Below are 24898 nucleotides of genomic sequence, written 5' to 3' on the forward strand. Positions count from 1 at the left end.
TTTCTGAGGTGTTCAGAGCTGAAAAGCTTGGCCGTATCAAATGGCTCATCTCCGCTCATGCACGCCCAGATGCCTGTCAGGTACTTGCGCATGACAGCGGCGATCGCTTGCATTTTTTTCTTGCCCCTGCTGATCAGCGACTCATAAAAAGCCTTCGCATAAGGATCGCAGCGCACCGCCGTCAGCGCAGGCATGTACATGGCTGCCCGTAAATAGGCATTCCCGCTTTTGCCGAGCCGACCAGGTTTATCAATGCTTGTTCCAGACTGTGTCTGTCGAACATCAAGGCCAGCATGACGAGCGACCTGAGAGGACTTGAGCGTTTCGGGCAGCGTGGTCAGCTCAGCCAGGGCGGCCAGCGCCGAGACCTCTCCAATCCCAGGGCCTGCGAGGAGTTGCTCGTACTGTCGAGTTAGCCTTGGACACTGGGCGATTAACTCGCGCCCTGCCTTACGAAAGCGCTCGATTCGATTACTTAGTGAAGCAATCTCTTCTTCTTGATCCTCGATCAACATCGAGGCAGTCGTGGCGGTCGCCTGCAATGCATGCAGCTCGTTCTTCGCCCTGATACGGTGTCCCACCAAACGATTGATGTGCCGGCCAAGGCCTCTGAGTTCAAGCTGTACAGTGCTTGGAGGTGTCCACAAACGCGGGGTCATACGCTCCCCGTACTCGGACAGCAGCTGAGCATCTATTGCGTCAGTCTTGCTGTTCACCAGCATCAGTTTGGCGAAGTTGTGGAAGCTCTTGGGGTTGATCACGGAAACAGGTAGGTCAGCAGCGTGCAGCTCAATGGCCAAGTCCAGGTAATAGATCCCGGTCGCCTCCATCACGATCGACGTAGGCTTGAGCGCCTGCAGCTTTTTCACCGCAGCCTTGCGACCGGCAGGGGTTTGAGCGATATCCCACTGACCGGCAGTGCGCCCATCTTTACGCACCCCAACGACCGAAGTCCGTGAGCCGATATCGAGGCCAACCCAGACACTCATTCTTCCCTCTCCCAAGCGAATTAGGTAACAATGGCCTCCGGTTCCCCGACCTCGAACTTCATGCCGCTGCAACCTTGTAATGCGAAGTCCGACTTGTCGGCTTCTCGATACTCTTCGTGGTGGGCAATGAGGCGGGGGGCCTCTCTACGTACAAGGTCAGGGGCAAACCCTGCCTTCAGGAGCGATCGGCCTCCCCGGAAGTGCTTCTTCAGCCTGACGAGAATAACTTCTCCCGCCAGGCCAGTCACAACATACAAGGAGCGGCTTTAGCCGCGAAGCGCCGCGCGGGCGGCGCTCGATCTCACAGGCACTGAATGTATTGTGGCGGACACCTCCCAACCCCACCAGTATCTATAAACAGGCCCATTGCCCAACCTGAACCCAACTACCCCCCTACCGCCTGACCAACCCAGCCAACCTCCGCGAAACCGCCGGAATCCTCAACCCCATCAACACAACCCCAACAAACGCATAAACCGCCCACTCCCGCAGATCCGAACGCACGATCCACAAGAAATGCAGCAACCCCAACCCCAACACCGCATACACCAACCTGTGCAGCTTCTTCCACCGCGCCCCAAGCCGCCGCTGGCTATACCGGTTCGAGGTAACCGCCAACGCCAACAACCCAAGAAACCCCAGCGCCCCGACAATAATGTAAGGCCGCTTGCGCAGCTCCACCGCCAACTGCCCCCAATCCAGCCCGAGAATAAAGAACAGGTAACAGAGAATGTGCAGCACGATATACGCAAACACCCATAACCCCAGCTGCCGCCGCACCACGATCCAACCCGACCACCCCGTCAGCTTCTGCAGCGGCGTCATGCTCAAGGTCACCAGCAGGAAGATCAGCGCGCCAAGCCCCAACCGGTCCATCATGATCTTGCCCGGGTCAGGCCCCAGCAACCCCGTTGCCGCTTCGTACAACCACCAGGCAGGAAACAGGCAGCCCACAATAAAGATCGCCAGACGAAACCAGGGATAGCGCATCAGTAGTTCTTCCGCAGGTCGAGCCCGGCATAGAGCGAGGCCACTTCGTCGGCATAGCCATTGAACATTTGCGTCTCCCGCACATTGGGACTGAAAAGCCCGCTAGGCAGCCGCCGCTCCCGCGCCTGGCTCCAGCGCGGGTGATCGACAGTGGGGTTCACATTGGCGTAGAACCCATATTCATCGGGTGCCAGGCCCTGCCAGGTAGTTCCGGGCTGCTCGGCCACCAGGCTGATGCGCACGATCGACTTGATGCTCTTGAAACCATACTTCCACGGCACCACCAGCCGCAGCGGTGCACCATTCTGGTTGGACAACTCGCGGCCATACATGCCTACCGCAAGAACCGCCAAGGGGTGCATCGCTTCGTCCAGCCGCAGCCCTTCTCTATAAGGCCAGTCGATCAGCGCAAAACCCGAGCGTTGGCCAGGCATATGCTCCGGGTCTTTCAGCGTTTCAAAACGCACGTAACGGGCCTTCGACGTCGGCTCGACCTGCTTCAGCACCTGAGCCAATGGGAACCCCAGCCACGGGATGACCATCGACCAGGCCTCTACACAACGCAGCCGGTAGATGCGCTCCTCAAGCTGGTAGGGTTTGACGAAGTCTTCCAGGGCATAGCGCCCAGGCTTGCCGACTTCACCATCCACCACAACCGACCAAGGCTCGGTTTTCAGGCTGTCGCCATTGGCCGCCGGGTCGCCCTTGTCGGGGCCGAACTCATAGAAGTTGTTGTAGTGGGTAGCGTCCTTGAACGGCGTGATCGCCTCCCCTTTGGCCGTGACTGCCTGCCACTGCGTGGCGCCGAGCTTTTCAGTGAACCAGCCAGGCGCCCTACCCGGCTCGACATCGGCATAACGGCTGGCCTCGGCCGCACGACCAACACTGGGCAATGCGCCCAGGGCCAGGCCGGCCAACGAGCCACCCAACAAGGTACGACGGGACAGGTAAATGCCTTCGGGGGTGATCTCCGATGCCTTGCACTCGGACGACCTGGGAAGCTTGATGAGCATGAGCGGCTCCATAGCACTGGGTAACGGACGTACCAGTAAGACTATGGAGCCGGCGGGTTATTCCAGCGTTAAGCGTTTTTTACGCTTTACGGCGGCGCGACTTGAGCAGGAACTGGATAGGCCCCGAAGCCGCGTAGGCGAGGAAGATCAGCAGCAGGATACGCGGCGGGTCGCTGAACACCACGGCAAACACCAGCACCACGGCAAGAATGGCCACAAATGGCACACGGCCCTTGAGGTCCAGCTCCTTGAAGCTGTTGTACTTGATGTTACTGACCATCAGCATGCCTGCAGCCGCCACCAACAGCGCCACCAGGAACGACAGCTTGGAGCCCTGAATACCGTAGTCGCTGAACGCCCACACGGTGCCGGCCACAACACCCGCGGCAGCCGGGCTGGCCAGGCCGATGAAGTAGCGCTTGTCGGCGGTGCCGACCTGGGTGTTGAAGCGTGCCAGGCGCAGCGCAGCGCCGGCAACATAGATGAAGGCGACCATCCAGCCAACCTTGCCCATGTCACCCAACGCCCAGCCGAAGGCCAGCAACGCCGGGGCCACACCGAAGGCGACCATGTCCGACAGCGAGTCGTACTCGGCGCCGAACGCGCTCTGGGTGTTGGTCATGCGCGCGACACGGCCGTCGAGGCCGTCAAGCACCATGGCCACGAAGATGGCAATGGCGGCAAACGCGAAATACTTGCTCGCTTCACGCGGGTCACCAGCGCTCAGGGCGCTCTGTGCGCTCATCGAGCTGATAATGGAATAAAAGCCGGCAAACAGGTTGGCGGTAGTAAACAGGTTGGGCAGCAGGTAGATGCCGCGGTGGCGCACTTTGCGACCTTCGGCGTCATGGCCTTCTTCAACGTGCTCATCGACCGGTAGCAGGCTTTCGGCGTCGGAGGGCTTGTTCGGCTCTTCGGGACGTTCGCTCATGGAGGGTACCTTGCAACAGGGTGGAAAATGTTCGACACGGGCCCGCGAAACAGGTTCTGACGGCAGGCCACTGGTCTGCTTTATACCAGATGCTGACTGCCAGAACGAAAAAACGCGGCCGAAGCCGCGTTTTTCATGTTGCGATGCTACTTAGTTCTTGGCTTTGTCGACGATCTTGTTCGCCGAAATCCAAGGCATCATCGAGCGCAGTTGCTCACCGATGATCTCGATGCCGTGCGAAGCGTTGTTACGACGCTTGGCGGTCATCGATGGGTAGTTGGTGGCGCCTTCGGAGATGAACATCTTCGCGTACTCGCCGTCCTGGATGCGCTTCAGTGCGTTGCGCATGGCCTTGCGAGATTCTTCGTTGATGACTTCCGGGCCGGTGACGTACTCACCGTACTCTGCGTTGTTGGAGATCGAGTAGTTCATGTTGGCGATACCGCCTTCGTACATGAGGTCAACGATCAACTTCAGCTCGTGCAGGCATTCGAAGTAGGCCATTTCCGGCGCGTAGCCAGCTTCAACCAGGGTTTCGAAACCGGCTTTGACCAGCTCTACGGTACCGCCGCACAGAACAGCCTGCTCACCGAACAGGTCGGTTTCGGTCTCGTCCTTGAAGGTGGTTTCGATGATGCCGGTACGGCCACCACCCACGCCAGCGGCGTAGGACAGGGCGACGTTCTTGGCGTTGCCCGAAGCGTCCTGGTAGATCGCGATCAGGTCAGGGATACCACCGCCCTTGACGAACTCGGAGCGCACGGTGTGGCCCGGCGCTTTCGGCGCGATCATGATCACGTCCAGGTCGGCGCGCGGCACAACCTGGTTGTAGTGGATCGAGAAGCCGTGGGAGAAGGCCAGGGTAGCGCTCTTCTTGATGTTCGGCTCGATTTCGTTCTTGTACAGCGTGCCCTGGAACTCGTCCGGGGTCAGGATCATCACCAGGTCAGCCGCAGCGACAGCGGTAGCAACATCGGCAACTTTCAGGCCGTGGGCTTCAGCCTTGGCAACGGTAGCCGAACCTTTACGCAGACCGACGGTAACGTCTACACCGGAGTCCTTCAGGTTGCACGCCTGAGCGTGGCCCTGGGAGCCGTAACCGATGATGGCGACTTTCTTGCCCTGGATGATGGAAAGGTCGCAGTCTTTATCGTAGAAAACTTTCATGAAAATACCCCTGGTTATATCTCGGCCCCCTGCGGAGCCATCGCTAATTTTTAAATTCAGATGCTGAGCACTTTGTCGCCACGGGCAATGCCGGTAACGCCGCTGCGCACGGTTTCGAGAATCGATGCGGTGCCGATGGCCTGGATGAAGCTGTCCAGTTTGTCGCTGGTACCGCTCAGTTGTACGGTGTACACGCTGGCAGTCACATCTACGATCTGGCCACGGAAGATATCCGTGGTGCGCTTGATCTCGGCGCGCTGGGCACCGGTGGCCTTGACCTTGACCAGCATCAGCTCGCGCTCGATGTGGGCGCTTTCCGACAGGTCGACGAGCTTGACCACTTCGACCAGCTTGTTCAGGTTCTTGGTGATCTGTTCGATCACTTCGTCATGGCCAACGGTGGTCAGCGTCAGACGCGACAGGGTCGGGTCTTCGGTCGGCGCCACGGTCAGGCTTTCAATGTTGTAGTTGCGCTGGGAGAACAGGCCGACCACACGGGACAAAGCACCGGGTTCGTTTTCCAGCAGCAGGGAAATGATATGCCGCATATCAGGTACGCTCCGTCTTGCTCAGCCACATGTCACGCATCGAGCCATCCTTGATCTGCATCGGATAGACGTGCTCACTGCGGTCAACCGCGATGTCGATGAATACCAGGCGGTCCTTCATCGCAAACGCTTCTTCCAGCATCGGCTTGAGGTCCTTCAGGCTGGTGATGCGGATACCCACATGGCCATAGGCCTCGGCCAGCTTGATGAAGTCAGGCAGCGACTCGACATACGAGTGCGAGTGACGACCGTTGTAGGCCATGTCCTGCCATTGGCGGACCATGCCCAACACCCCGTTGTTCAGGTTGACGATCTTCACCGGCAGGCCGTACTGCATGCAGGTGGACAGCTCCTGGATGTTCATCTGGATGCTGCCTTCGCCGGTCACGCAGGCCACGTCCTGGTCCGGGAAGTTGAGCTTGATGCCCATCGCCGCCGGGAAGCCGAAGCCCATGGTGCCCAGGCCACCGGAGTTGATCCAGCGGTTCGGCTTGTTGAAACGGTAGTACTGCGCCGCGAACATCTGGTGCTGACCTACGTCGGAGGTGACGAAGGCATCGCCTTTGGTCACTTCGCACAGGGTCTCGATGACTTTTTGCGGCTTGATGACATTGCCGTCGCCCTTGTCGTAAGGGAACAGCTCACCATTGCCACGCCACTCGTCGATCTGCTTCCACCAGGCATCCAGCGCGGCCTTGTCGGGCTGCTCGCCGATTTCCCTGAGGATGCCGAGCATTTCGCTGAGCACGCTGTCGACCGGGCCAACGATAGGCACATCGGCCTTGATCATCTTCGAGATCGACGCCGGGTCGATATCGACATGGATGATCTTGGCATTCGGGCAGAACTTGGCCGGGCCGTTGACCACGCGGTCGTCGAAACGCGCACCGACGGCGAAGATCACGTCGGCATTGTGCATGGCCATGTTGGCGGTGTAGCTGCCGTGCATGCCGAGCATGCCGAGGAACTGGCGATCAGTACCCGGGAAGCCGCCCAACCCCATGAGGGTGTTGGTGACAGGCAGGTTCAGCGACTTGGCGATTTCGGTCAGCGCTTCGGAGCCACCGCCCAGGATCACACCGCCACCGGCGTAGACGATTGGGCGCTTGGCAGCCAGCAACATCTCGGCCGCCTTGCGGATCTGGCCGGAGTGGCCACGGACCGCTGGGCTGTACGAGCGCAGCTTGACCTTTTTCGGGTAGACGTATTCGAACTTTTCAGCCGGGTTGGTCATGTCTTTTGGAATGTCGACCACGACTGGACCTGGGCGACCGGATTGCGCCAGGTAGAACGCCTTTTTCAGAATTTCAGGGATCTCGGTCGGGTGCTTGATCATGAAGCTGTGCTTCACGATCGGCCGCGAGATACCGATCATGTCGGTTTCCTGGAAGGCATCGGTACCTACCATGGTGCTAGGCACCTGGCCGGACAGGATGACCATCGGAATCGAGTCCATGTAGGCGGTGGCAATACCGGTGATGGCATTGGTCGCGCCCGGGCCGGAGGTTACCAGCACCACACCGGCCTTGCCGGTGGCGCGGGCGTAGCCGTCCGCCATATGGGTTGCCGCCTGTTCGTGACGAACCAGGATGTGTTCCACTTCCGGTTCTTTGAACAGCGCGTCGTAAACATGCAGGAGAGCACCACCAGGGTACCCGTAGATGTGCTTAACGCCTTCGTCACGCAAGAAGCGGACGACCATCTCAGCGCCAGATAAAAGCTCCACGTTGTTCACCTCTAAAACGCCAGAATACCGCCCCTTCAGGACGGGTCTTAATAGGTTTACTGCCAAGCAGAGCATGAGCGAACGTCAGCACTGACTGAGCAAGTATTGGGAGCGCCCCAGAGTGTTGCGGGGTTTTCCCACCCAGCGCGAGGTAACGCGTTGCGGGGTGTAACAGGTCGGCGCGGGTGTGCGCCTCATGATCTGCTTAGCGGGTCTGCTTCTGGCAGTCCCTCTAAAGCGGAAGTTGGATTCTTGTGATTCGGCGCGCACAAGTCAAGAAAAATTATTGCCAATTTTTCCCCGAGATGAATTCTTGCAACCACTAAAAATCGCTTCAGCAGCAGAATTAATAAGATTTCCATAAAAAAGGGCCACAATCTGCGGCCCTTGACGAAAAAACTGAAGAAATCAGGCAGAAGGAGCGATCAATTGGTCAAAAGCTGCCAATAGTCGGCGCAGCTCACGACTTTGCTCCGGCCGGTCAGCAAACACCGTTTCGGCCATGACCAGGATGCTGGAGGCATTTGGCAGCGGCTGGCCGAGCTCGATGATGATCTTCATGCGTTGCAGGAAGATCCATTGCAGCCATTGCTCAAAACGCAAGGTATCGACGGCGAAGGGCACCGTACTGGCCAGCGCCTCGTCGCTCGGTGGCTCGTCCTCCCACCAGCCTTGCACCTGCAGCTCGCGCTCGATCAGCAGCAGGTGGTCGGCGATGTCCAGAATACGTTGCTCGATCATTAGGAACTGACCCGCGCTTTTTGCCGGGCCAAGGCGGCGCCAGCGCTATCGCCCTGCTTTTCACGGGCTTGTGCGATGGTGTTCCACAGTTCGGCCTGCAGGCTGGGGCGGCCATTGGCGTAGGTCAGGGCGCGACGCGCCAGCTGCTCGGCCTGCGGGGCATCGCCTTGCGACAAACGCACCTGGGCCAGGCGGTAGAGCACCTGCGGTTCGCGCGGGGCAATGCGCTGGGCACGCTCCAGGCTGGAAGCAGCGCCGTTGAAATCGCCACTGCCCTGCTGGGTGGTGGCGGTGGTCAGCAGTGCCAGTACAGGGCCGTCCAGTTGCTCGTCAGCCGCCAGGCCACCTGCAGCCGTGTTGCTGCGTGGAATACCGGTGGGGGCACTGGTGCTTTGTGGGGCGCTGTTCATCGCCGCGATATCGAACGGTTCGTCGGCGATCGGGTTGGGGTTGGTGGTCATGGGCGCCGACGTGGCCGGCCCGGTAGTGATCGGCCCCGGCGTGATCGGCGCGGTGCTGATCGGCGCCGCGCCATTGGCCGCCGGGAAGGTCTGGATGCCCGAAGCGCCTGCGCCCTGCGGAATCATCACGGTGACGCCGGAATCCTCAGGCATTGTTTGCGCTTGCGCGGTGCCAGCGTTGTAACCACCCGCCGAGCGGTTGGCAGACACGCGCTCGCTGTTCGACACGCGAGTACTCGAATCGACCACCGGAATATTGCCGCGCGGGACGCTGGAGCACCCCTGGAGCACAGCCAGCGCCGTCACGGCAGGAAACAGCCACTTGTTCACGTCACACCTCATCAATGCAGCCTGCGCTTAATTCATCCAGCCCTTGACCCAGTCCATGACCGATTCAGCTGGATTCTGCTCACCGCCACAGGTTGCGCCGGCGGGCGGTTCACTGCCGCGAATATACGGCATCTGTACCGCTCCCGGACAGCTGCCGTCAGACCCTTGGCCGCTGTAGGGGTCGATCCAGGCCTGTATCACGTTGTCCGGTTGCGGCATGTCCAGCGGCAGCGGGTCGGCCTTCTTCATGAAGCTGGTCCATACCTGCAGGGCACCGGTGGCGCCGGTGAACGGAGTTTTCCCGTTATCGTCGCGGCCCATCCACACCACCGCCAGCAAATCCTGGCTGAAACCAGAGAACCAGCTGTCGCGCGAGTCGTTGCTGGTACCGGTCTTGCCCGCCAGGGTCAACGAGCGCGGCAAGGTGTTGTACACCGAGCGCCCGGTACCTTCGCGCATCACTCGCTGCATGGCGTTCTGCACCAGGTAGATGGCGCCCGGGTCGAAGGTTTGCTGGATCTGGAACGGGTAGCGCTTGAGCGGTTCGCCCTCGGCGGTGAGCACGCTGCGAATACCGCGCATCGGCGTGTTGAAGCCACCATTGGCAATGGTCTGGTACATGGTCGCGACCTGCATCGGCGACATGCCGCCAGCCCCCAGCAGCATGGCCGGGAAGGCTGGCCAGTCGACATTCACCCCCAGCCGGCCGATGGTCTTGATCACGTTTGGCACCCCCACTTCCAGGCCGATCTTGGCAGTCGACAGGTTGTAGGAATTGGCCAGCCCCTGGTACAGGTAGATCGTGCCGTGCGGGCGGCGGTCATAGTTTTGGGGGCGCCAGACCTGGCCGTCGCCACCCTTGACCGAGAACGGCTCATCCTGCACCCAGCTGGTCAGGGTGTACTTGCTCGGCTGCTCCAGCGCGGTCAGGTAGACAGCCGGCTTGACCAGCGAGCCGATCGGCCGCGAGGCATCGATGGCGCGGTTGAAGCCCGCGAAACCTGCCTGGCGGCTGCCGATCAGGGCCTGTACCTCACCGGTTTCCGGGTTGGTCACGACCATCGCCGATTCGACCTCGTCCGCCCCTTTGCGCCCGGCCAGGCGCTTGAATGTCTCGCTCATTGAGGCTTCGGCCTTCATCTGCAGGATCGGGTCGAAGCTGGTAAAGATACGCAAGCCTTCCTCGGTCAAGTCTTCATCGCGGTAGTCCTGGCGCAACTGCCGCTTGACCAGGTCGAGGAACGCCGGGAACGAGCTGTCAGCCAGGCTGCCACGTTTAGTCACGCCCAGCGGCATTTTCTTCGCTGCATCGACCTCCTCCTGGCTGGCCACGCCTTGCTCGGCCACCAGGTCGAGCACCAGGTTGCGGCGGGCCAGGGCACGTTCAGGGTAGCGCCGCGGGTTGTAGTAGGACGGGCCCTTGACCATGCCCACCAACAAGGCGATCTGGTGCAGCTTCAACTCCGACAGCGGCTGGCTGAAGAAGAACTGGCTGGCCAGGCCGAAGCCGTGCACGGCACGCTGGCCGTCCTGCCCGACAAAGACCTCGTTGAGGTAGGCCTCGAGGATTTCGCGCTTGTCGTAATGCAGTTCAAGCAGCACCGCCATCATCGCTTCGGTCACTTTGCGGCTGAGGCTGCGCTCGCTGCTGAGGTAGAAGTTCTTCACCAACTGCTGGGTCAAGGTACTGCCACCCTGGCGCATCGAGCCGGATGAAGTATTCACCCACATGGCCCGGGCGATGGACTTGGGCGACACGCCATGGTGGCTGTAGAAGTCGCGGTCTTCCGTGGCAACCAGGGTCTCGAGCAGGTACTTGGGCACCTGGTCGATCTTGATCAGAATGCGGTCTTCAAGGTTTTTCGGGTAGATACCGCCGATCATCAGCGGCTCCAGGCGCACCACGTCAAGCGCCTTGCCATTGGCCCCGGAAAGGCCGGCCACGTAATCGCCGGAGAAGCGCACGCGCACGAACTGCGCGGGCTCCATGCCCTCGTAGAACTGGAAGCCACGGGTGTTGAGGTCGACGGTGTTGCCGTTGACGGCGGCCGCCCCCGGGCCGTTGGCCGCGCTTTCACGCCGGTAGCCAAGCGCGTCGAGCTCGGTGAGGAAGTCGTTCTTGCTCAGTTTCTGGCCGGTGAACAGCTCCAACGGTCGTGCATACACCTTGGCCGGGATGGTCCAGCGCTTGCCAGAGAACTTCTCCTGGACAACGGCATCGAGGTAAACCGCGAAGCCGGCGACGATCACCAGGCCTACCAGGCTGAGCTTCAAAGCCCAGCCCAGCCAGGCGCGGGAGCGGCCGGTCGGGCGTTTTTGAGGGGTACGGGGAGTTCGGGTTCGGGTCATGACGGCGGATTATACGCACTTTGGAAAGACTGGGCAGGCGGCCCGGCGGTAGGCAGGGACGGCACCATTGACCATAATGATGCATTCGAATTCCCTGCCCCCGGAAGGATTTGCCGTGAGCCAAGCTCTTATCACTGCGTTGCAGAACCCCGCCCTGTACCCCCACCCCGTGGACGGGTTCCAGCTCATCGAGACGCATATCTCCTGGGTGCTGCTGACGGGCGAGTACGCCTACAAGATCAAGAAGCCGATGAACTTCGGCTTTCTCGACTTCACTGGCCTGGACCAGCGCCAGCATTTCTGTAACGAAGAATTGCGCCTGAACCAGCGCCTGACCGACGGCCTGTACCTGGACGTTTTGCCGATCACCGGTAGCGCCGATGCGCCGCAGCTCGCCGGCGAAGGCCAGGCCATCGAATATGCACTGAAGATGCGCCAGTTCCCCCAAGGCCAGATGCTCAGCACCTTGCAGGCCAATGGCGAACTGAACGCCACGCACATCGACCAGATGGCCCGGCAGATTGCCGAATTCCACCTGCAGGCCCCGCGGGTACCGGTCGAGCACCCACTGGGCACGCCGGAGGCCGTCATGGCGCCGGTGGAGCAGAACTTCGAGCAGATTCGCCCGTTCCTCAGCGACAAGGCCGACCTGCAACAGCTAGACGCCCTGCAAGCCTGGGCACGCAGCAGTTTCGAGCGGCTGCATGGCCTGCTGGAAAAACGCAAGGCCAATGGCTTCATTCGCGAATGCCACGGTGACATTCACCTGGGCAACGCCACGCTGATCGATGGCCAGGTGGTGATCTTCGACTGCATCGAATTCAACGAACCGTTCCGCCTGACCGACGTCTACGCCGACACCGGCTTCCTGGCGATGGACCTGGAAGACCGCGGCCTTAAGTGCCTGGCCCGGCGCTTCATCAGCCAGTACCTGGAACTGACCGGCGACTACGAAGGCCTGGAGCTGCTCAACTTCTACAAGGCCTACCGCGCACTGGTACGGGCCAAGGTTGCCCTGTTCAGCATGCCGGCCAATGCCGATGGCGTGCAGCGTGCCACCACCCTGCGCACCTACCGCAACTACGCCAACCTGGCAGAAAGCTACAGCGCCATCCCTTCGCGCCTGCTGGCCATCACCCACGGCGTATCGGCAGTGGGCAAAAGCCACGTGGCCATGCGTATGGTAGAGGCCCTGGGCGCGGTGCGCGTGCGTTCGGACGTAGAGCGCAAGCGCTTGTTCGGCGAACAGCAGCAGGTTGAGGCCGCCCAACTCAGCACCGGCATCTATGTCGAGGAGGCCAACACTGCAACTTACCGGCGCCTGCACGAAGTCGCCGCGACCGTACTGCAGGCAGGGTTCCCGGTGGTGCTGGATGCCACCTACCTCAAACGCGAACATCGCCAGGCTGCGGCCGAGGTCGCCAGCCAGACTGGCGTGCCGTTCCTGATTCTGGACTGCCACGCGCCGGATGCGGTGATCGCCAGCTGGCTGGAGCAGCGCCAGGCCGAGAACAGCGACCCGTCGGATGCCACCCTGGAGGTGGTCAAGTCGCAACAGGCCAGCCGAGAGGCGCTGGATACGCAGGAGCTGGTGCAGAGCACCCACGTTGACACCCAGACGGCTGGCAGCATGGACCAGGTAATCGAGCAAATTCGCCAGCGTCTGCCTGGCTTGTAAGCTAGCCGGCTTCCTGGGCCGGCGCTTCGCGGGCTTGCCCGCTCCCACAGGTGAACGACAGCCCTTGAAGGCTGCGCCGAACCTGTGGGAGCGGGCGAGCCCGCGAAGAGGCCGGCACAGGGCATCTCATCGCCCCAATGGCAAAAAGCCGCGTATTCCCCAACCCCCGCTACACTCCTCTCTGACCTGCTCGCGATTTATCTCCCCATGACCCGTTCAGCCATCGCAAGGAGGCTCGATGAACGATGAATTGCAGCATCTGAAAAACCTTGGCAAGACCTCTGCGCAGTGGCTGCATGCGGCCGGCATTCACAGTGCATCGGATCTGCGCCGCCTGGGTGCGGTGGGTGCATACCAGGCAGTGAAGACGCGAGGGTTTCGCGCATCGAAGGTGCTGTTGTATGCCATAGAAGGCGCCCTGCTGGATATGCACTGGAACGATTTGCCACTCGAACGCAAGGAAGCCCTCAACCAACAACTGGATGCGAAAACCCCCGCGCAAAAAAATCCAAAATAAGCGCGAAAAGGGGATTGACGGCTAAATGAGAATTGTTATGATTATCACAACTGGTCGCGAGACTGGTTGGATAAGCTAAGAGCCCCTGGTTCGGACTCTCAGATTATCTCCTCATCAGGCTAATCACGGTTATTGACCCGGCAATTTGCCGGGTCTTTTTTTGCCCAAGGTTCTCATGTCTTATCGTTTCAGCTGCGCGCAATAATCCTGCTCTGGCGTCGCCGCCGTGTACCACACGTAATCGGCCTCACCTGCTTGAACCTTCTCGCCCACCTCGGCCAGCATCAGCACCTTGCTCGCACCCTGCGCACCCAAGTCACTCAGGTGCAACGGCACGCCCAGGTCCTTGCGCACGTGATAGGCCCCGGCAAACAGCAGTGCCGGTTGCGGCGCCGCCAGCAAGCGCTCGGCCATGCGCCGGTCACGCTGCTGCTGCACGGCCAGCATCGCCGGTAGCTGGCTTTCCGGCAGCATCCCGCAATGCCCGGTGCGTACCTGCTGCAGCAAGCTCGCCCTGACGGTCGCGGCATTGGATTTCTCGCCCGCCAATGACGCCGGCTGCCGGTAGGCCTGGCGCATTTCACTTGGGGAAAGGTTCGCGGCCAACAGCGGGATCTGCTGTTGCAGGGCTGCACGCACGATCGGCCCGTACAACTGCCAGTCCCAGCCCTCCTGCCACGCCAGTGCCTTGGGCAAGTCTGTCGGCAAGGGTTGCCCTTTGAGCCTGTCCACCCGCGGCTGCTGTTCAGGTTGCAGCATCTCCAGCAATAGGCTGCCCTGGGCACGCTGGCTCTGCAGGGCGTGCAGCAACCACACTTGCAGTGCGTGGTGGTCGGGGTTGTCATGTTTTTCGCCGACCAGTACTCGCGGTGCGGTAGCCAAACGCTGCACCAGTTGGTCCGGGCTGATTACCTGCCCGCTGCCGAGATCGACCACCTGCCCAAGCTGGGCATGCGTGCGCCCTTCGGTGCTCTGCCAGGCAGGCAACGGTGGCAGGCTGGCCTGGCAGCCGCCCAATACCAGTAACATGCACAGCGAAAAACCGGACAACAGCGGGTGTCGCATTGGCAGAAGCTCCATGGGTAGCGGCCGCTCACGACCACGATCAAGCCGGCTTTAACGGGTGATGATCAGCGGGTGGCCACGCTCAGGATGTGCCTGCACCAGCACGTCGATCCCGTACACGGCTTTCAACGCTGCCGGCGTCAGCACCTGTTCAGGCGAGGCAAAGGCATGGCAACGCCCCTGCTCCAGCAACAGGATCCGGTCACAGTAGCGCGCCGCCAGGTTCAGGTCATGCAAGATCACCAGCACCGCGGCGCCGCGGTCGGCAAAGCGGCGCACAGCCTCCAGGGTAGTGTGCTGGTGCAGCGGGTCGAGCATCGAGGTGGGCTCATCGAGCAACAAGGTAGTGCCCTGCTCCCCCGGCCACAACTGTGCCAGCACACGGGCAAGGTGCACGCGTTGCCGCTCGCCGCCGGACAACGCCAGGTAACTGCGCCCTACCAGGTGCCAGGCATCCGCCGCCTGCAACGCCGCTTCGACAATTTCGGCGTCGCGCCGCTGCCCGGTGCCGTGCGGCATGCGGCCCATGGCCACCACTTCCTCGACGCTGAACGAAAACCCCAGGCTCGACACCTGAGGCAATACGGCCAGGCGCCGGGCCCGCTCTTGTCCAGGCCAGTCACCGAGGCCGCGCCCCTGCAACGTCACCCGCCCACGGTCTGGCACCAGCTCGCCACACATCACGCCCAACAGGCTGCTCTTACCCGCGCCGTTGGGGCCGAGCACGCCCACCACCTGGCCGGGGGGCAATTGCAGATCAATGTCATGCAGCACCTCGTTGCTGCCCCGCCGCAAGTGCAGGCCCTCGGCATGCAACATCAGCTGCGCCCTCGCACCAGCAGGAACAGAAAGAACGGCGCCCCGACAAAGGCCGTGACAATGCCGATCGGCAACTCGGCAGGTGCCAGCAGCAGCCGTGCCGCCAGGTCGGCAAACAGCATGAGCACACCGCCAGCCAGCAGCGAGGCTGGCAACAACACCCGGTGATCCGGCCCGGCCAGCAAGCGCACCAGGTGCGGCACCACCAGGCCGATGAAGCCGATCAGGCCGGCAGCCGCAACAGCCGCACCCACCCCAAGCGCCGTGCAGAACACCAGTTCGCGCTTGAGCCGCTCCACATCAACGCCCAGGTGGCGGGCCTCGGATTCCCCCAAAAGCAAGGCATTCAAGGCTTTGGCCCGCCGTGGCAGCCACAGTGCAACACCCGCCGCCACCAGCAATAACGGCCATAGCCGGTCATAGCTGGCACCGTTGAGGCTGCCCAGGTTCCAGAAGGTCAACGTACGCAACGTGGCGTCATCGGCCAGGTACGAGAACAGCCCCACCACCGCGCCGCCCAGTGCCGTCATCGCGACCCCGGCCAGCAGCATGGTGGCCACGTTGGTCTGCCCATCGCGGCGGCCCAGGCGGTAGACCAGCGCCGTCACGCCAAGGCCCCCGACAAAGGCACAGAACGACAGCAAATAGGGTGCAAAAGCCTCTGGCAGGCCGCCGAACCAGGCCCCGCCGACAATAGCGAGCGCCGCGCCCACGGCCGCCCCGGCGGCCACCCCGACCAAACCCGGATCGGCCAGCGGATTACGGAACAACCCCTGCATGGCGACCCCGGACAACGCCAGCACCGCGCCCACTGCCAGCCCAAGCAAGGTGCGCGGCAGACGGATCTGGCCGAGGATCATTTCGGCCTGCTGCAAGCCGTCGGCGGTAATGGGCACCCCCATCAACCGCAGGCCCGCGCGCAGGGTATCGAACAGCGGCAGGCTGACCGGCCCCAGCGCCAGCGACAGCCACACCGCCAGCAGGCACAGCAGGCTCAGGCAAATGAACAATGTACGTGGCCGGACCCGCTGGTTCATTGTGCGAAGCTGGCCTTGGCTGCCGGGTAGAAGGTAGCAGCCAGTGATTGCAAGGTCGCCGGCAGGCGCGGCCCAAGCCCACCGACCAGCAGCGTGGGGTCAAGCGATACCAGGCGTTGCCCACGCACGGCACGCGAAGCCGCCAGCGCCGGGTTTTCTTTCAACAAAGCCTGCAGCGCCTGCTCATCGGCCAGCGCCCGGTCGGAAAACACGATCACATCCGGGTCCAGGGCAGCCAATGCTTCGTTCGAGAACTGCTTGTAGCCCTGATGCTCTGCCAGGTTGCGCCCACCGGCCTGGCCCAGCAGCCAGTCACCGGCGGTGCCACGCCCGGCGATCAGCGGCTTGGCCCCAGCGTGCCCGACCAGCAGCAACACCCCGGGTGCCTTGTGCTGCGCCTGGGCCTGCTGGACCTTGGCCTGCAAGGTTTGCAGTTGCTGATGGTAACCCGCGGCCAGCGCAGTGGCCTGCGGTTCTGCACCCAGCAGTTGCCCCAACTGCTTGAGGTTGCTGTCTACCGCCGCCAGCTCGGCCTTGCTGGAAAACAGCTCGACACGCACACCGGCCTTGCGGATTTGCGCCAGTACCGGCGGCGGGCCCATTTCTTCGGTACCCACCAGCACATCCGGGCGCAGGCTGAGCACGCCCTCGGCCGACAGCTGGCGCTGGTACCCCACGCTGGGCAGCGACTTCAACGAAGCTGGGTGCTGACTGGTCGTGTCCACCCCCACCAGCCGCGCTTCACCACCCAACGCGCATATCCACTCGCTCAGCGCGCCGCCGGCGCTGACCCAGCGTTGCGGCAGGTCTGCCGCCAGGGCCTGGCTAGAGAGCACAAGGCTTGCACACAAGGCGAGCAAAGCGACGGGACGACGCATCATCGGGTTCCTTCTGAAGGCGAGCTGCACGCCTTGTGGCGAGCGGCGGAACTGCGCACCATGGGAAGCCGGACGCAGCGAATGCGGGCAATTTGATAATTATTCGCATTGACGCGTCAAGCCATCATCTGTTTCACGAGTCGTACTGCCATGCATTTTCTTTGTACCTCACCCAGCCTGGCCGAGGGCCAGACACGCGCCTTCAGCGTAGACGGCCTGCAACTGTTCGGCGTGCGCCGCCAGGGCCAGGTCTACCTGTACCGCAACCGCTGCCCACACAAGGGCATCCCGTTGAACTGGGCACAGGAGCGGTTTCTCGATGACAGCGCGAGCCTGATCCAGTGCGGCCATCACGGCGCCCTGTTCCTGATCGAGAGCGGCGAATGCGTGGCCGGCCCCTGTGACGGTGAGCAGTTGCAGGCCCTGGGCTGCCATGAAGACACCCAGGGCGTCTGGCTCAAGGGTTGAGCAGCACCGGCAAGCGGCGGTCGATGACGATACCCTGCGGGTCCAGGCGCGTGCCGTATGCCAGCACTTCCACCCCGCCCGCCACCGCAGCACGCAACGCCTGGGCGTAAGCGGCATCGATCTCCTCGGCAGGGCGCACCGCGTCGATGCCGGTCAGGTTGACGCAATACAGTTGCACCGCCCGTATGCCTTGGCTGGCCAGCTTCGCCAGCTCGCGCAGGTGCTTGGCCCCGCGCTGGGTCACCGCATCGGGAAACGCCGCAACCGGGCTATCGGGGTAGCCCAGGGTCACGCTCTTGACCTCGACGTAGGCCGGGGCACCGTCGAACTCCAGGCGGAAGTCGATGCGGCTGCCCTCCTCGCCATACGCCACCTCACGCCTGAGTGCCGTGAACCCGGCCAGCTCGGCGATCGTACCGGCGCGCAGCGCCTCTTCAACCAGGGCATTGGCCCGCCCGGTATTCACGCACGCCAACCGGCCCTGTGGGGTTTCGCTGATTTCCCAGGTGCCCGGCAGTTTGCGCTTGGGGTCGTTGGAGCGGCTGAACCACACCTGCCCGCCTTCACGCATGCAATTGAGCATGGAGCCAGTATTCGGGCAGTGGATGGTCAACTGCTCGCCGCTGGCCAATTCGATATCGGCCAGGAACCGTTTGTAGCGGCGCAGCAGGCGGCCGTGTTCGAGTGCAGGTGAAAAAAGCATCAGCCTTGCCAGCTCCGCAAGCCACGGGCAATGCGATGCACCGCCTCCTCCAGACGCGGCAGGCTTTGCGTGTAGGCAAAGCGCACATGGTGCCCGGCCAGGTGGCGACCGAAGTCCAGGCCCGGGGTGAAGGCCACGTGTTCGGTCTCCAGGAAATGCCGACAGAAGGCAAACGCATCACCGCCATAAGCGCTGATATCGGCATATAGATAGAACGCCCCCTGCGGCTCAACGGCAATGCGGAAACCCAGCTCGCGCAGCGCCGGCAGCAGGTAGTCGCGGCGGCGGGCAAATTCGGCGCGACGCTGTTCGAAGATGGCCAAGGTTTCGGGCTGGAAGCACGCCAGCGCAGCATGCTGTGCCATGCTCGGCGCACTGATGTACAGGTTCTGCGCCAGTTTCTCCAGGTCGGCCACGGCCTGCGGTGGCGCCACCAGCCAGCCAAGGCGCCAGCCGGTCATACCGAAATACTTGGAAAAACTATTCAGGACGAACGCCGAGTCATCCACTTCCAGCACGCTGGGCGCATCCATGCCGTACGTCAGCCCATGGTAAATCTCGTCGACTACCAAGTGGCCGTGCCGTTCACGGGTGGCCTTGGCCAGGCTGGCCAGTTCGGTACGGCCCAGCACCGTGCCGGTGGGGTTGGCCGGCGAGGCGACCAAGGCGCCAACGGTATCCTGGTCCCAGTAGCGCTGCACCAGGTCGGCGGTCAACTGGTAGTTCACCTCCGGGCCGACCGGTACCAGTTGCGCCCCGCCTTCTACCAGGCGCAGGAAGTGGCGGTTGCACGGGTAGCCCGGGTCAGCCAGCAGCCAGTGCTTGCCGGGGTCGACCAGCAGGCTGCTGGCCAGTAACAGGGCGCCTGAGCCGCCTGGGGTAATGAGAATGCGCTGCGGGTCGATGCTCAGGCCATAGCGCTGTGCATAGAACCCGGCTATCGCTTCGCGCAGCGCCGGCAGGCCGCGTGCGGCGGTATAGCGGGTGTGGCCGGCGGCCAGCGCGGCCTGGCCCGCAGCCACAATCGGTGCTGCGGTGGTGAAGTCCGGCTCGCCGATTTCCAGGTGGATCACGTCGTGGCCGGCCGCCTGCAGCTCGTTGGCCCGCGCCAGCAGTGCCATGACATGGAAAGGTTCGATGGCGCGGCTGCGCGCGCTGTAGGGGTGGGCCATGACCTTCTCTCAATAGCGGCTAAACTGAAGATTCTAACTGCGTAAGCAATCGAACGTACCGCTCAGGCCGGTGTCTGTTAGCAGGATCGGGCGGGCTAGCGCACCCCCGATCTATCTGGTAAGTTCGGCGGCTCGCAGTCGCAGGGCCGGCGGTCGCCGGAGATGGAGCATCCTGCGCATTGGATCAGATGAGTGAGAGGCGGTCTATTCATGTCCACCGTAGAAAAGCAAAAAACCGGTCAGACCATGTACGGTGTCGAGCCTTACGTAGAGTCCAAGGGTGAAGAATACATGGGTGAGCCCATGAAAAAGCACTTCACCAAGCTTCTCGGCGCCTGGAAGCAAGAGCTGATGACCAGTGTGGACCGCACTGTGGATCACATGAAGGACGAGGCAGCCAACTTCCCCGACCCGGCCGACCGTGCCAGCCAGGAAGAAGAATTCGCCCTTGAGCTGCGCAACCGCGACCGCGAGCGCAAGCTGATCAAGAAAATCGACAAGACCCTCGACAAGATCAAGGCCGACGAATACGGCTGGTGCGAGTCGTGCGGCATCGAGATCGGCCTGCGCCGCCTGGAAGCCCGCCCTACCGCCGACCTGTGCTTCGACTGCAAGGAAATCGCCGAGAAAAAGGAAAAAACGGTCGGCAAAGGCTGATCTTTCTTCCAACCGAACGGGGCGCATCATGCGCCCCGTTGCATTTATATACCCAGCCAGACCATGACCAACTCCAGCTACATCGGGCGCTTTGCCCCCACCCCCAGCGGTTTCCTGCACTTTGGCTCACTGGTGGCTGCCCTCGCCTCCTGGCTGGATGCCCGCGCCGTCGACGGCCGCTGGCTGCTGCGCGTGGAAGACACCGACCCGCCCCGGGAAATGCCCGGCGCCCGTGACGCCATCTTGCAAACCCTCGAACGCTACGGCCTGCACTGGGACGGCGAAGTGGTGTTTCAAAGCCAGCGCCACGACGCCTATGCCGCCGTGGTCGACCGCCTGTTCAACATGGGCCTGGCCTATGCCTGCACCTGCTCGCGCAAGCAACTGGAGGCCTATGGCGGCATCTACCCAGGCCTGTGCCGTAACGCCGGGCATGCGCGCGAGGGCGCGGCGATCCGCTTGCGGGTGCCAGAGCTGATCTACCGTTTCAGCGACCGCGTACAGGGTGCTTACCAGCAGCACCTGGGCCGCGACGTGGGCGATTTCGTGATACAGCGCCGCGATGGCCTGTATGCCTACCAGCTGGCCGTGGTACTGGACGATGCCTGGCAAGGTGTAACCCACATCGTGCGCGGTGCCGACCTGCTCGACAACACCCCGCGCCAGCTGTACCTGCAAGAGCTGCTGGGCTTTTCGCAGCCGCGCTATCTGCACATACCGCTGATCGTGCAGCCGGACGGCCACAAGCTTGGCAAGTCATACCGTTCGCCGCCGTTGCAGGCCGAGCAGGCGACGCCGCTGTTGTTGCGGGCGTTACGGGCGCTGGGGCAGGCGACTGACCCGCAGTTGCTGCTGGCAACGCCGGCTGAAGTATTGGCCGTGGCCCGCCAGCAGTGGCGGCCCGAAGCGATTGCGCAGCGCACGACGGTGCCAGAGGCTGAACTGCGCTGAGGCCTTGCCGGCCCTATCGCAGGCAAGCCAGCTCCCACAGGGATCGCATCAGGGCTGGCAAGTGTTTGTCAGAAGGTATGCAGCGCCTGTGAGATCGAGCGCCGCCCGCGCGGCGCTTCGCGGGTAAACCCGCTCCTACATTTGTTTCGGGCCAGTACTGCCTGTGCCGGACGCGCGCGACCGCCTTGTTTTTACGACGCGATATCGTGGCGGGCGCCAAGGCGTTCGCGCGCAAATCCCACAGGCATAATTGGCCCGAAACAAATGTAGGAGCGGGTTTACCCGCGAAGCGCCGCGCGGGCGGCGCTCGGTCTCACAGGCGCTGAAGATACTGCGGCTACCCTTGCCAGAAACCATAGAATCTCCCACAGGTACAGCGCAGCACTCAGGCCCCGTGGTAATCCTATGGCTTGCCAGCGATAGGGCCCGAACAGGCCATCTTCCCCTCAAATCAAAAGCCCAACAAATTCAAACCCTTGGCTAACCTCAGCGATTCCCGCTAGCATCCGCCCAATCATTTGCGCCAATAATAAGTTCAAACCCGCAGCGCCCAACCATCGAGGCCAGCATGTACATCTATCGTTTGGTCCTGCTTCTGGTCGTGGGGATCTACCTGTTCTCACCGGCCATCATGGACTGGTGGATCGAACCGACCGGAGCGTGGTACCGCCCGTACCTGCTCTGGCTGATCCTGATCGTCGTCACCTTCATCCTGCAGAGCCAACGAGATGCCGATGAGCTTTAGCCTGACCCAGATGATCCTGATCAGCGCCGGGTACCTCATGGTGCTGTTCGGCGTAGCCTGGGTCAGCGAGCGTGGGCTGATCCCGCGCGCCATCATTCGCCACCCGCTCACCTACACCCTGTCCCTGGGCGTATACGCCAGTGCCTGGGCGTTCTACGGCTCGGTGGGCCTGGCCTATCAGTACGGCTACGGCTTCCTTGCCTGTTACCTGGGGGTGTCCGGTGCATTCCTGCTGGCGCCAGTGCTGCTGTACCCGATCCTGAAGATCACCCGCACTTACCAGCTGTCGTCGCTGGCCGACCTGCTGGCGTTCCGCTTCCGCAGCACCTGGGCGGGCGCGTTGACCACCCTCATCATGCTGATTGGCGTACTGCCGTTGCTGGCGTTGCAGATACAGGCGGTGGCCGACTCGATCAGCATCCTTACCGGTGAGCCGGTCAAGGCCCGGGTGGCCTTCGCGTTCTGTGCGCTGATCATCCTGTTCACCATCTTCTTCGGCTCACGGCATATCGCCACGCGCGAAAAGCATGAAGGGCTGGTGTTCGCCATCGCCTTCGAGTCGGTGATCAAGCTGCTGGCACTGGGCGGCATCGGCCTGTACGCCCTGTATGGCGTGTTTGGCGGCCCGCACGAGCTGGAAGTGTGGCTGCTGCAGAACCAGACCGCCCTGGCTGCCCTGCACACCCCGTTGCAGGAAGGCCCGTGGCGCACCCTGCTGCTGGTGTTCTTCGCCTCGGCCATCGTCATGCCGCACATGTACCACATGGCCTTCACCGAAAACCTCAACCCACGCTCGCTGGTCAGCGCCAGTTGGGGCCTGCCGCTGTTCCTGCTGCTGATGAGCCTGGCCGTGCCGCTGGTACTCTGGGCCGGGCTGCGCCTGGGCGCCAGTACCAACCCCGAGTACTTCACCCTGGGCCTGGGCATTGCCGCCAACAACCAGGCACTGGCCCTGCTGGCCTATATAGGCGGCCTATCGGCGGCCAGCGGCCTGATCATCGTCACCACCCTGGCGCTGTCGGGCATGGCCCTCAACCACCTGGTGCTGCCGCTATACCAGCCCCCGGCCGAGGGCAACATCTACCGCTGGCTGAAATGGACCCGCCGCGCACTGATCGTCGCCATCATCACCGCCGGCTTCATGTTCTACCTGACCCAGAACAACCACCAGAGCCTGGCCAACCTGGGCATCGTGGCGTTCGTGGCCACGCTGCAGTTCCTGCCCGGCGTGCTGTCCGTGCTGTACTGGCCGACCGCCAACCGCCGCGGCTTCATCGCCGGGCTGCTGGCCGGCACGCTGGTGTGGATGGTGACCATGCTGCTGCCGCTGCTGGGCAACCTGCAGGGCTTCTACATCCCGCTGCTGGACATGATCTACGTGCTGGACGATACCAGCTGGCACATGGCGGCCATCGCCTCGCTGGCGGCCAACGTGCTGCTGTTCACCCTGATTTCGCTGTTCACCAACGCCAGCACCGAAGAAGTCAGCGCCGCAGAAGCCTGCGCGGTGGACAACGTGCGCCGCCCACAGCGCCGCGAACTGCACGCAGCCTCGCCCCAGGAATTCGCGACCCAACTGGCCAAGCCGCTGGGCGCCAAAGCCGCGCAAAAGGAAGTGGAGCAGGCCCTGCGTGACCTTTACCTGCCGTTCGACGAACGCCGGCCATACGCCTTGCGCCGCCTGCGTGACCGTATCGAGGCCAACCTCTCGGGCCTGATGGGCCCGAGCGTGGCCCAGGACATGGTCGAGACCTTCCTGCCGTACAAGTCCGGTAACGAGAACTACGTCACCGAGGACATCCACTTCATTGAAAGCCGCCTGGAAGACTACCACTCGCGCCTGACCGGCCTGGCCGCCGAGCTCGATGCCCTGCGCCGCTACCACCGCCAGACCTTGCAGGAGCTGCCCATGGGCGTCTGCTCGCTGGCCAAGGACCAGGAAATCCTCATGTGGAACAAGGCCATGGAAGAGCTCACCGGGATTGCCGCCAAGCACGTGGTCGGCTCACGCCTGGTGACCATCGCCGAGCCCTGGCGCGGGCTGCTGCAGGGCTTCATCAACGTGCCCGACGAGCACCTGCACAAACAACGCCTGGCACTGGATGGCCAGCCACGTTGGCTGAACCTGCACAAGGCGGCCATCGATGAACCACTGGCCCCCGGTAACAGCGGCCTGGTACTGCTGGTCGAGGACCTGACCGAAACCCAGGCCCTGGAAGACAAGCTGGTGCATTCCGAGCGCCTGGCCAGCATCGGCCGGCTGGCCGCCGGCGTGGCCCACGAAATCGGCAACCCGATCACCGGCATCGCCTGCCTGGCGCAGAACCTGCGCGAGGAGCGTGAAGGCGACGGCGAAATCACCGAGCTGTCCAGCCAGATCCTCGACCAGACCAAACGCGTGTCACGCATCGTCCAGTCGTTGATGAGTTTTGCCCATGCCGGTGGCAGCCACCAGAACAGCGAGGAACCGGTGTGCCTGGCCGAAGTGGCGCAGGACGCCATTGGTCTGCTGGCGCTGAACCGGCGTAATTTCGAAGTACAGTTCTTCAACCTCTGCGACCCCGACCATTGGGTAGAAGGCGACCCGCAGCGCCTGGCCCAGGTGCTGATCAACCTGCTTTCCAACGCCCGCGACGCCTCGCCGCCCGGCAGCGCAGTGCGCGTGCGCAGCGAGGTGAGCGAGCACACCGTCGACCTGATCGTCGAGGACGAGGGCAGCGGCATCCCGAAGAACATCCAGGACCGTCTGTTCGAGCCGTTCTTCACCACCAAGGACCCCGGCGAGGGAACCGGACTGGGCCTCGCTCTGGTCTATTCCATCGTGGAAGAGCATTATGGGCAAATCACCATCGACAGCCCGGCCGACATCGAACGGCAACGTGGCACCCGGATCCGCGTGACCCTGCCCCGGCATGTCGTAGCGACGTCCCCTGAAATTCGAGACCGTCGAGAGAATTGAATCA

The 24898-nt window shown here is 62.6% G+C and carries 23 protein-coding genes (1 of these 23 running past the window's edge); 7 read left to right on the top strand and 16 right to left on the bottom strand.

Annotated elements, in window-relative coordinates:
* From K4A76_RS19895 to mrcB, 10 genes are all read right to left on the bottom strand, one after another.
* Positions 1 to 989 carry the 5' portion of an IS110 family transposase gene (locus tag K4A76_RS19895; protein ID WP_029887815.1) on the bottom strand. It extends 7 nt beyond the left edge of the window, so 989 of the gene's 996 nt are visible here — the first part of the coding sequence; it begins with the start codon at positions 987 to 989; the stop codon falls past the left edge of the window.
* Positions 990 to 1382: 393 nt separating this feature from the next.
* Complete coding sequence (gene msrQ, locus K4A76_RS19900) at positions 1383 to 1979, bottom strand: protein-methionine-sulfoxide reductase heme-binding subunit MsrQ (protein ID WP_274410988.1); 597 nt, start codon at positions 1977 to 1979, stop codon at positions 1383 to 1385.
* Complete coding sequence (gene msrP, locus K4A76_RS19905; protein WP_274410989.1) at positions 1979 to 2992, bottom strand: protein-methionine-sulfoxide reductase catalytic subunit MsrP; 1014 nt, start codon at positions 2990 to 2992, stop codon at positions 1979 to 1981. Before msrP ends, msrQ begins: the two co-directional genes overlap by 1 nt.
* A gap of 79 nt (positions 2993 to 3071) precedes the next feature.
* Positions 3072 to 3923: a CDP-diacylglycerol--serine O-phosphatidyltransferase gene (gene pssA / locus K4A76_RS19910; protein WP_009685387.1), complete on the bottom strand. Its 852-nt coding sequence runs from the start codon at positions 3921 to 3923 to the stop codon at positions 3072 to 3074.
* 150 nt (positions 3924 to 4073) lie between these two features.
* Positions 4074 to 5090: a ketol-acid reductoisomerase gene (ilvC, locus tag K4A76_RS19915; RefSeq protein WP_274410990.1), complete on the bottom strand. Its 1017-nt coding sequence runs from the start codon at positions 5088 to 5090 to the stop codon at positions 4074 to 4076.
* A gap of 56 nt (positions 5091 to 5146) precedes the next feature.
* Positions 5147 to 5638: an acetolactate synthase small subunit gene (ilvN, locus tag K4A76_RS19920; protein ID WP_003250040.1), complete on the bottom strand. Its 492-nt coding sequence runs from the start codon at positions 5636 to 5638 to the stop codon at positions 5147 to 5149.
* A gap of 1 nt (position 5639) precedes the next feature.
* On the bottom strand, positions 5640 to 7364 hold the full coding sequence (locus tag K4A76_RS19925; protein ID WP_274410991.1) for an acetolactate synthase 3 large subunit: 1725 nt from the start codon (positions 7362 to 7364) through the stop codon (positions 5640 to 5642).
* Positions 7365 to 7772: 408 nt separating this feature from the next.
* Entirely contained in the window at positions 7773 to 8105 is a 333-nt protein-coding gene (locus tag K4A76_RS19930; protein ID WP_009685384.1) for a YqcC family protein, read from the bottom strand.
* Positions 8105 to 8908, bottom strand: coding sequence for a tetratricopeptide repeat protein (locus K4A76_RS19935; RefSeq protein WP_110679077.1), 804 nt, complete (start codon positions 8906 to 8908; stop codon positions 8105 to 8107). The genes K4A76_RS19930 and K4A76_RS19935 overlap by 1 nt, the downstream gene beginning before the upstream one ends.
* A 15-nt stretch (positions 8909 to 8923) precedes the next feature.
* Complete coding sequence (gene mrcB, locus K4A76_RS19940) at positions 8924 to 11245, bottom strand: penicillin-binding protein 1B (RefSeq protein WP_274410992.1); 2322 nt, start codon at positions 11243 to 11245, stop codon at positions 8924 to 8926.
* A 115-nt stretch (positions 11246 to 11360) separates the two neighbouring features.
* On the opposite strand from mrcB, the gene K4A76_RS19945 reads away from it, so the two are divergent.
* Together K4A76_RS19945 and K4A76_RS19950 are read left to right on the top strand one after the other, a co-directional pair.
* Entirely contained in the window at positions 11361 to 12923 is a 1563-nt protein-coding gene (locus tag K4A76_RS19945) for a bifunctional aminoglycoside phosphotransferase/ATP-binding protein (RefSeq protein WP_274410993.1), read from the top strand.
* 238 nt (positions 12924 to 13161) lie between these two features.
* Positions 13162 to 13440: a TfoX/Sxy family protein gene (locus K4A76_RS19950; protein ID WP_029886419.1), complete on the top strand. Its 279-nt coding sequence runs from the start codon at positions 13162 to 13164 to the stop codon at positions 13438 to 13440.
* 180 nt (positions 13441 to 13620) lie between these two features.
* On the opposite strand, the gene K4A76_RS19955 is transcribed toward K4A76_RS19950, so the two are convergent.
* From K4A76_RS19955 to K4A76_RS19970, 4 genes are read right to left on the bottom strand one after another with little or no spacing between them, the layout of a single operon-like run.
* Positions 13621 to 14505: a ChaN family lipoprotein gene (locus tag K4A76_RS19955; RefSeq protein ID WP_274410994.1), complete on the bottom strand. Its 885-nt coding sequence runs from the start codon at positions 14503 to 14505 to the stop codon at positions 13621 to 13623.
* A gap of 51 nt (positions 14506 to 14556) precedes the next feature.
* Complete coding sequence (locus tag K4A76_RS19960; RefSeq protein WP_009685378.1) at positions 14557 to 15324, bottom strand: heme ABC transporter ATP-binding protein; 768 nt, start codon at positions 15322 to 15324, stop codon at positions 14557 to 14559.
* Entirely contained in the window at positions 15324 to 16307 is a 984-nt protein-coding gene (locus K4A76_RS19965; protein ID WP_197879318.1) for a FecCD family ABC transporter permease, read from the bottom strand. Before K4A76_RS19965 ends, K4A76_RS19960 begins: the two co-directional genes overlap by 1 nt.
* A 50-nt stretch (positions 16308 to 16357) precedes the next feature.
* The gene (locus tag K4A76_RS19970) at positions 16358 to 17242 is read right to left on the bottom strand and encodes a heme/hemin ABC transporter substrate-binding protein (RefSeq protein ID WP_110679072.1); all 885 of its coding nucleotides are present in this window, start codon (positions 17240 to 17242) and stop codon (positions 16358 to 16360) included.
* A 147-nt stretch (positions 17243 to 17389) separates the two neighbouring features.
* Between K4A76_RS19970 and K4A76_RS19975 the strand changes: the two genes are divergently transcribed.
* On the top strand, positions 17390 to 17707 hold the full coding sequence (locus K4A76_RS19975; protein ID WP_029886414.1) for a Rieske (2Fe-2S) protein: 318 nt from the start codon (positions 17390 to 17392) through the stop codon (positions 17705 to 17707).
* Here K4A76_RS19975 and sfsA read toward each other — a convergent pair.
* Entirely contained in the window at positions 17697 to 18410 is a 714-nt protein-coding gene (gene sfsA / locus K4A76_RS19980; RefSeq protein ID WP_274410995.1) for a DNA/RNA nuclease SfsA, read from the bottom strand. The two genes, K4A76_RS19975 and sfsA, sit on opposite strands and share 11 nt — an antisense overlap.
* A complete protein-coding gene (locus K4A76_RS19985) occupies positions 18410 to 19582 on the bottom strand; it encodes a pyridoxal phosphate-dependent aminotransferase (RefSeq protein WP_110679069.1) in 1173 nt (390 codons plus the stop codon). The genes sfsA and K4A76_RS19985 overlap by 1 nt, the downstream gene beginning before the upstream one ends.
* A 210-nt stretch (positions 19583 to 19792) precedes the next feature.
* Here K4A76_RS19985 and dksA point away from each other — a divergent pair, with 210 nt between their 5' ends.
* The 4 genes from dksA to K4A76_RS20005 all read left to right on the top strand — a co-directional run bounded on the left by dksA (position 19793) and on the right by K4A76_RS20005 (position 24894).
* Positions 19793 to 20239: an RNA polymerase-binding protein DksA gene (gene dksA, locus K4A76_RS19990; protein ID WP_009685370.1), complete on the top strand. Its 447-nt coding sequence runs from the start codon at positions 19793 to 19795 to the stop codon at positions 20237 to 20239.
* Between the two features lie 63 nt (positions 20240 to 20302).
* Positions 20303 to 21190, top strand: coding sequence for a tRNA glutamyl-Q(34) synthetase GluQRS (gene gluQRS, locus K4A76_RS19995; RefSeq protein ID WP_110679068.1), 888 nt, complete (start codon positions 20303 to 20305; stop codon positions 21188 to 21190).
* Positions 21191 to 21758: 568 nt separating this feature from the next.
* Positions 21759 to 21935, top strand: coding sequence for a hypothetical protein (locus tag K4A76_RS20000; protein ID WP_003250005.1), 177 nt, complete (start codon positions 21759 to 21761; stop codon positions 21933 to 21935).
* Positions 21919 to 24894 carry a sensor histidine kinase gene (locus tag K4A76_RS20005; RefSeq protein WP_029886588.1) on the top strand — a complete coding sequence of 992 codons (2976 nt, stop codon included), beginning with the start codon at positions 21919 to 21921 and terminating at the stop codon, positions 24892 to 24894. Before K4A76_RS20000 ends, K4A76_RS20005 begins: the two co-directional genes overlap by 17 nt.
* Positions 24895 to 24898: the final 4 nt, after the last annotated feature.

Source organism: Pseudomonas sp. NEEL19, from assembly GCF_028751975.1.
Taxonomy (GTDB): domain Bacteria; phylum Pseudomonadota; class Gammaproteobacteria; order Pseudomonadales; family Pseudomonadaceae; genus Aquipseudomonas; species Aquipseudomonas juntendi.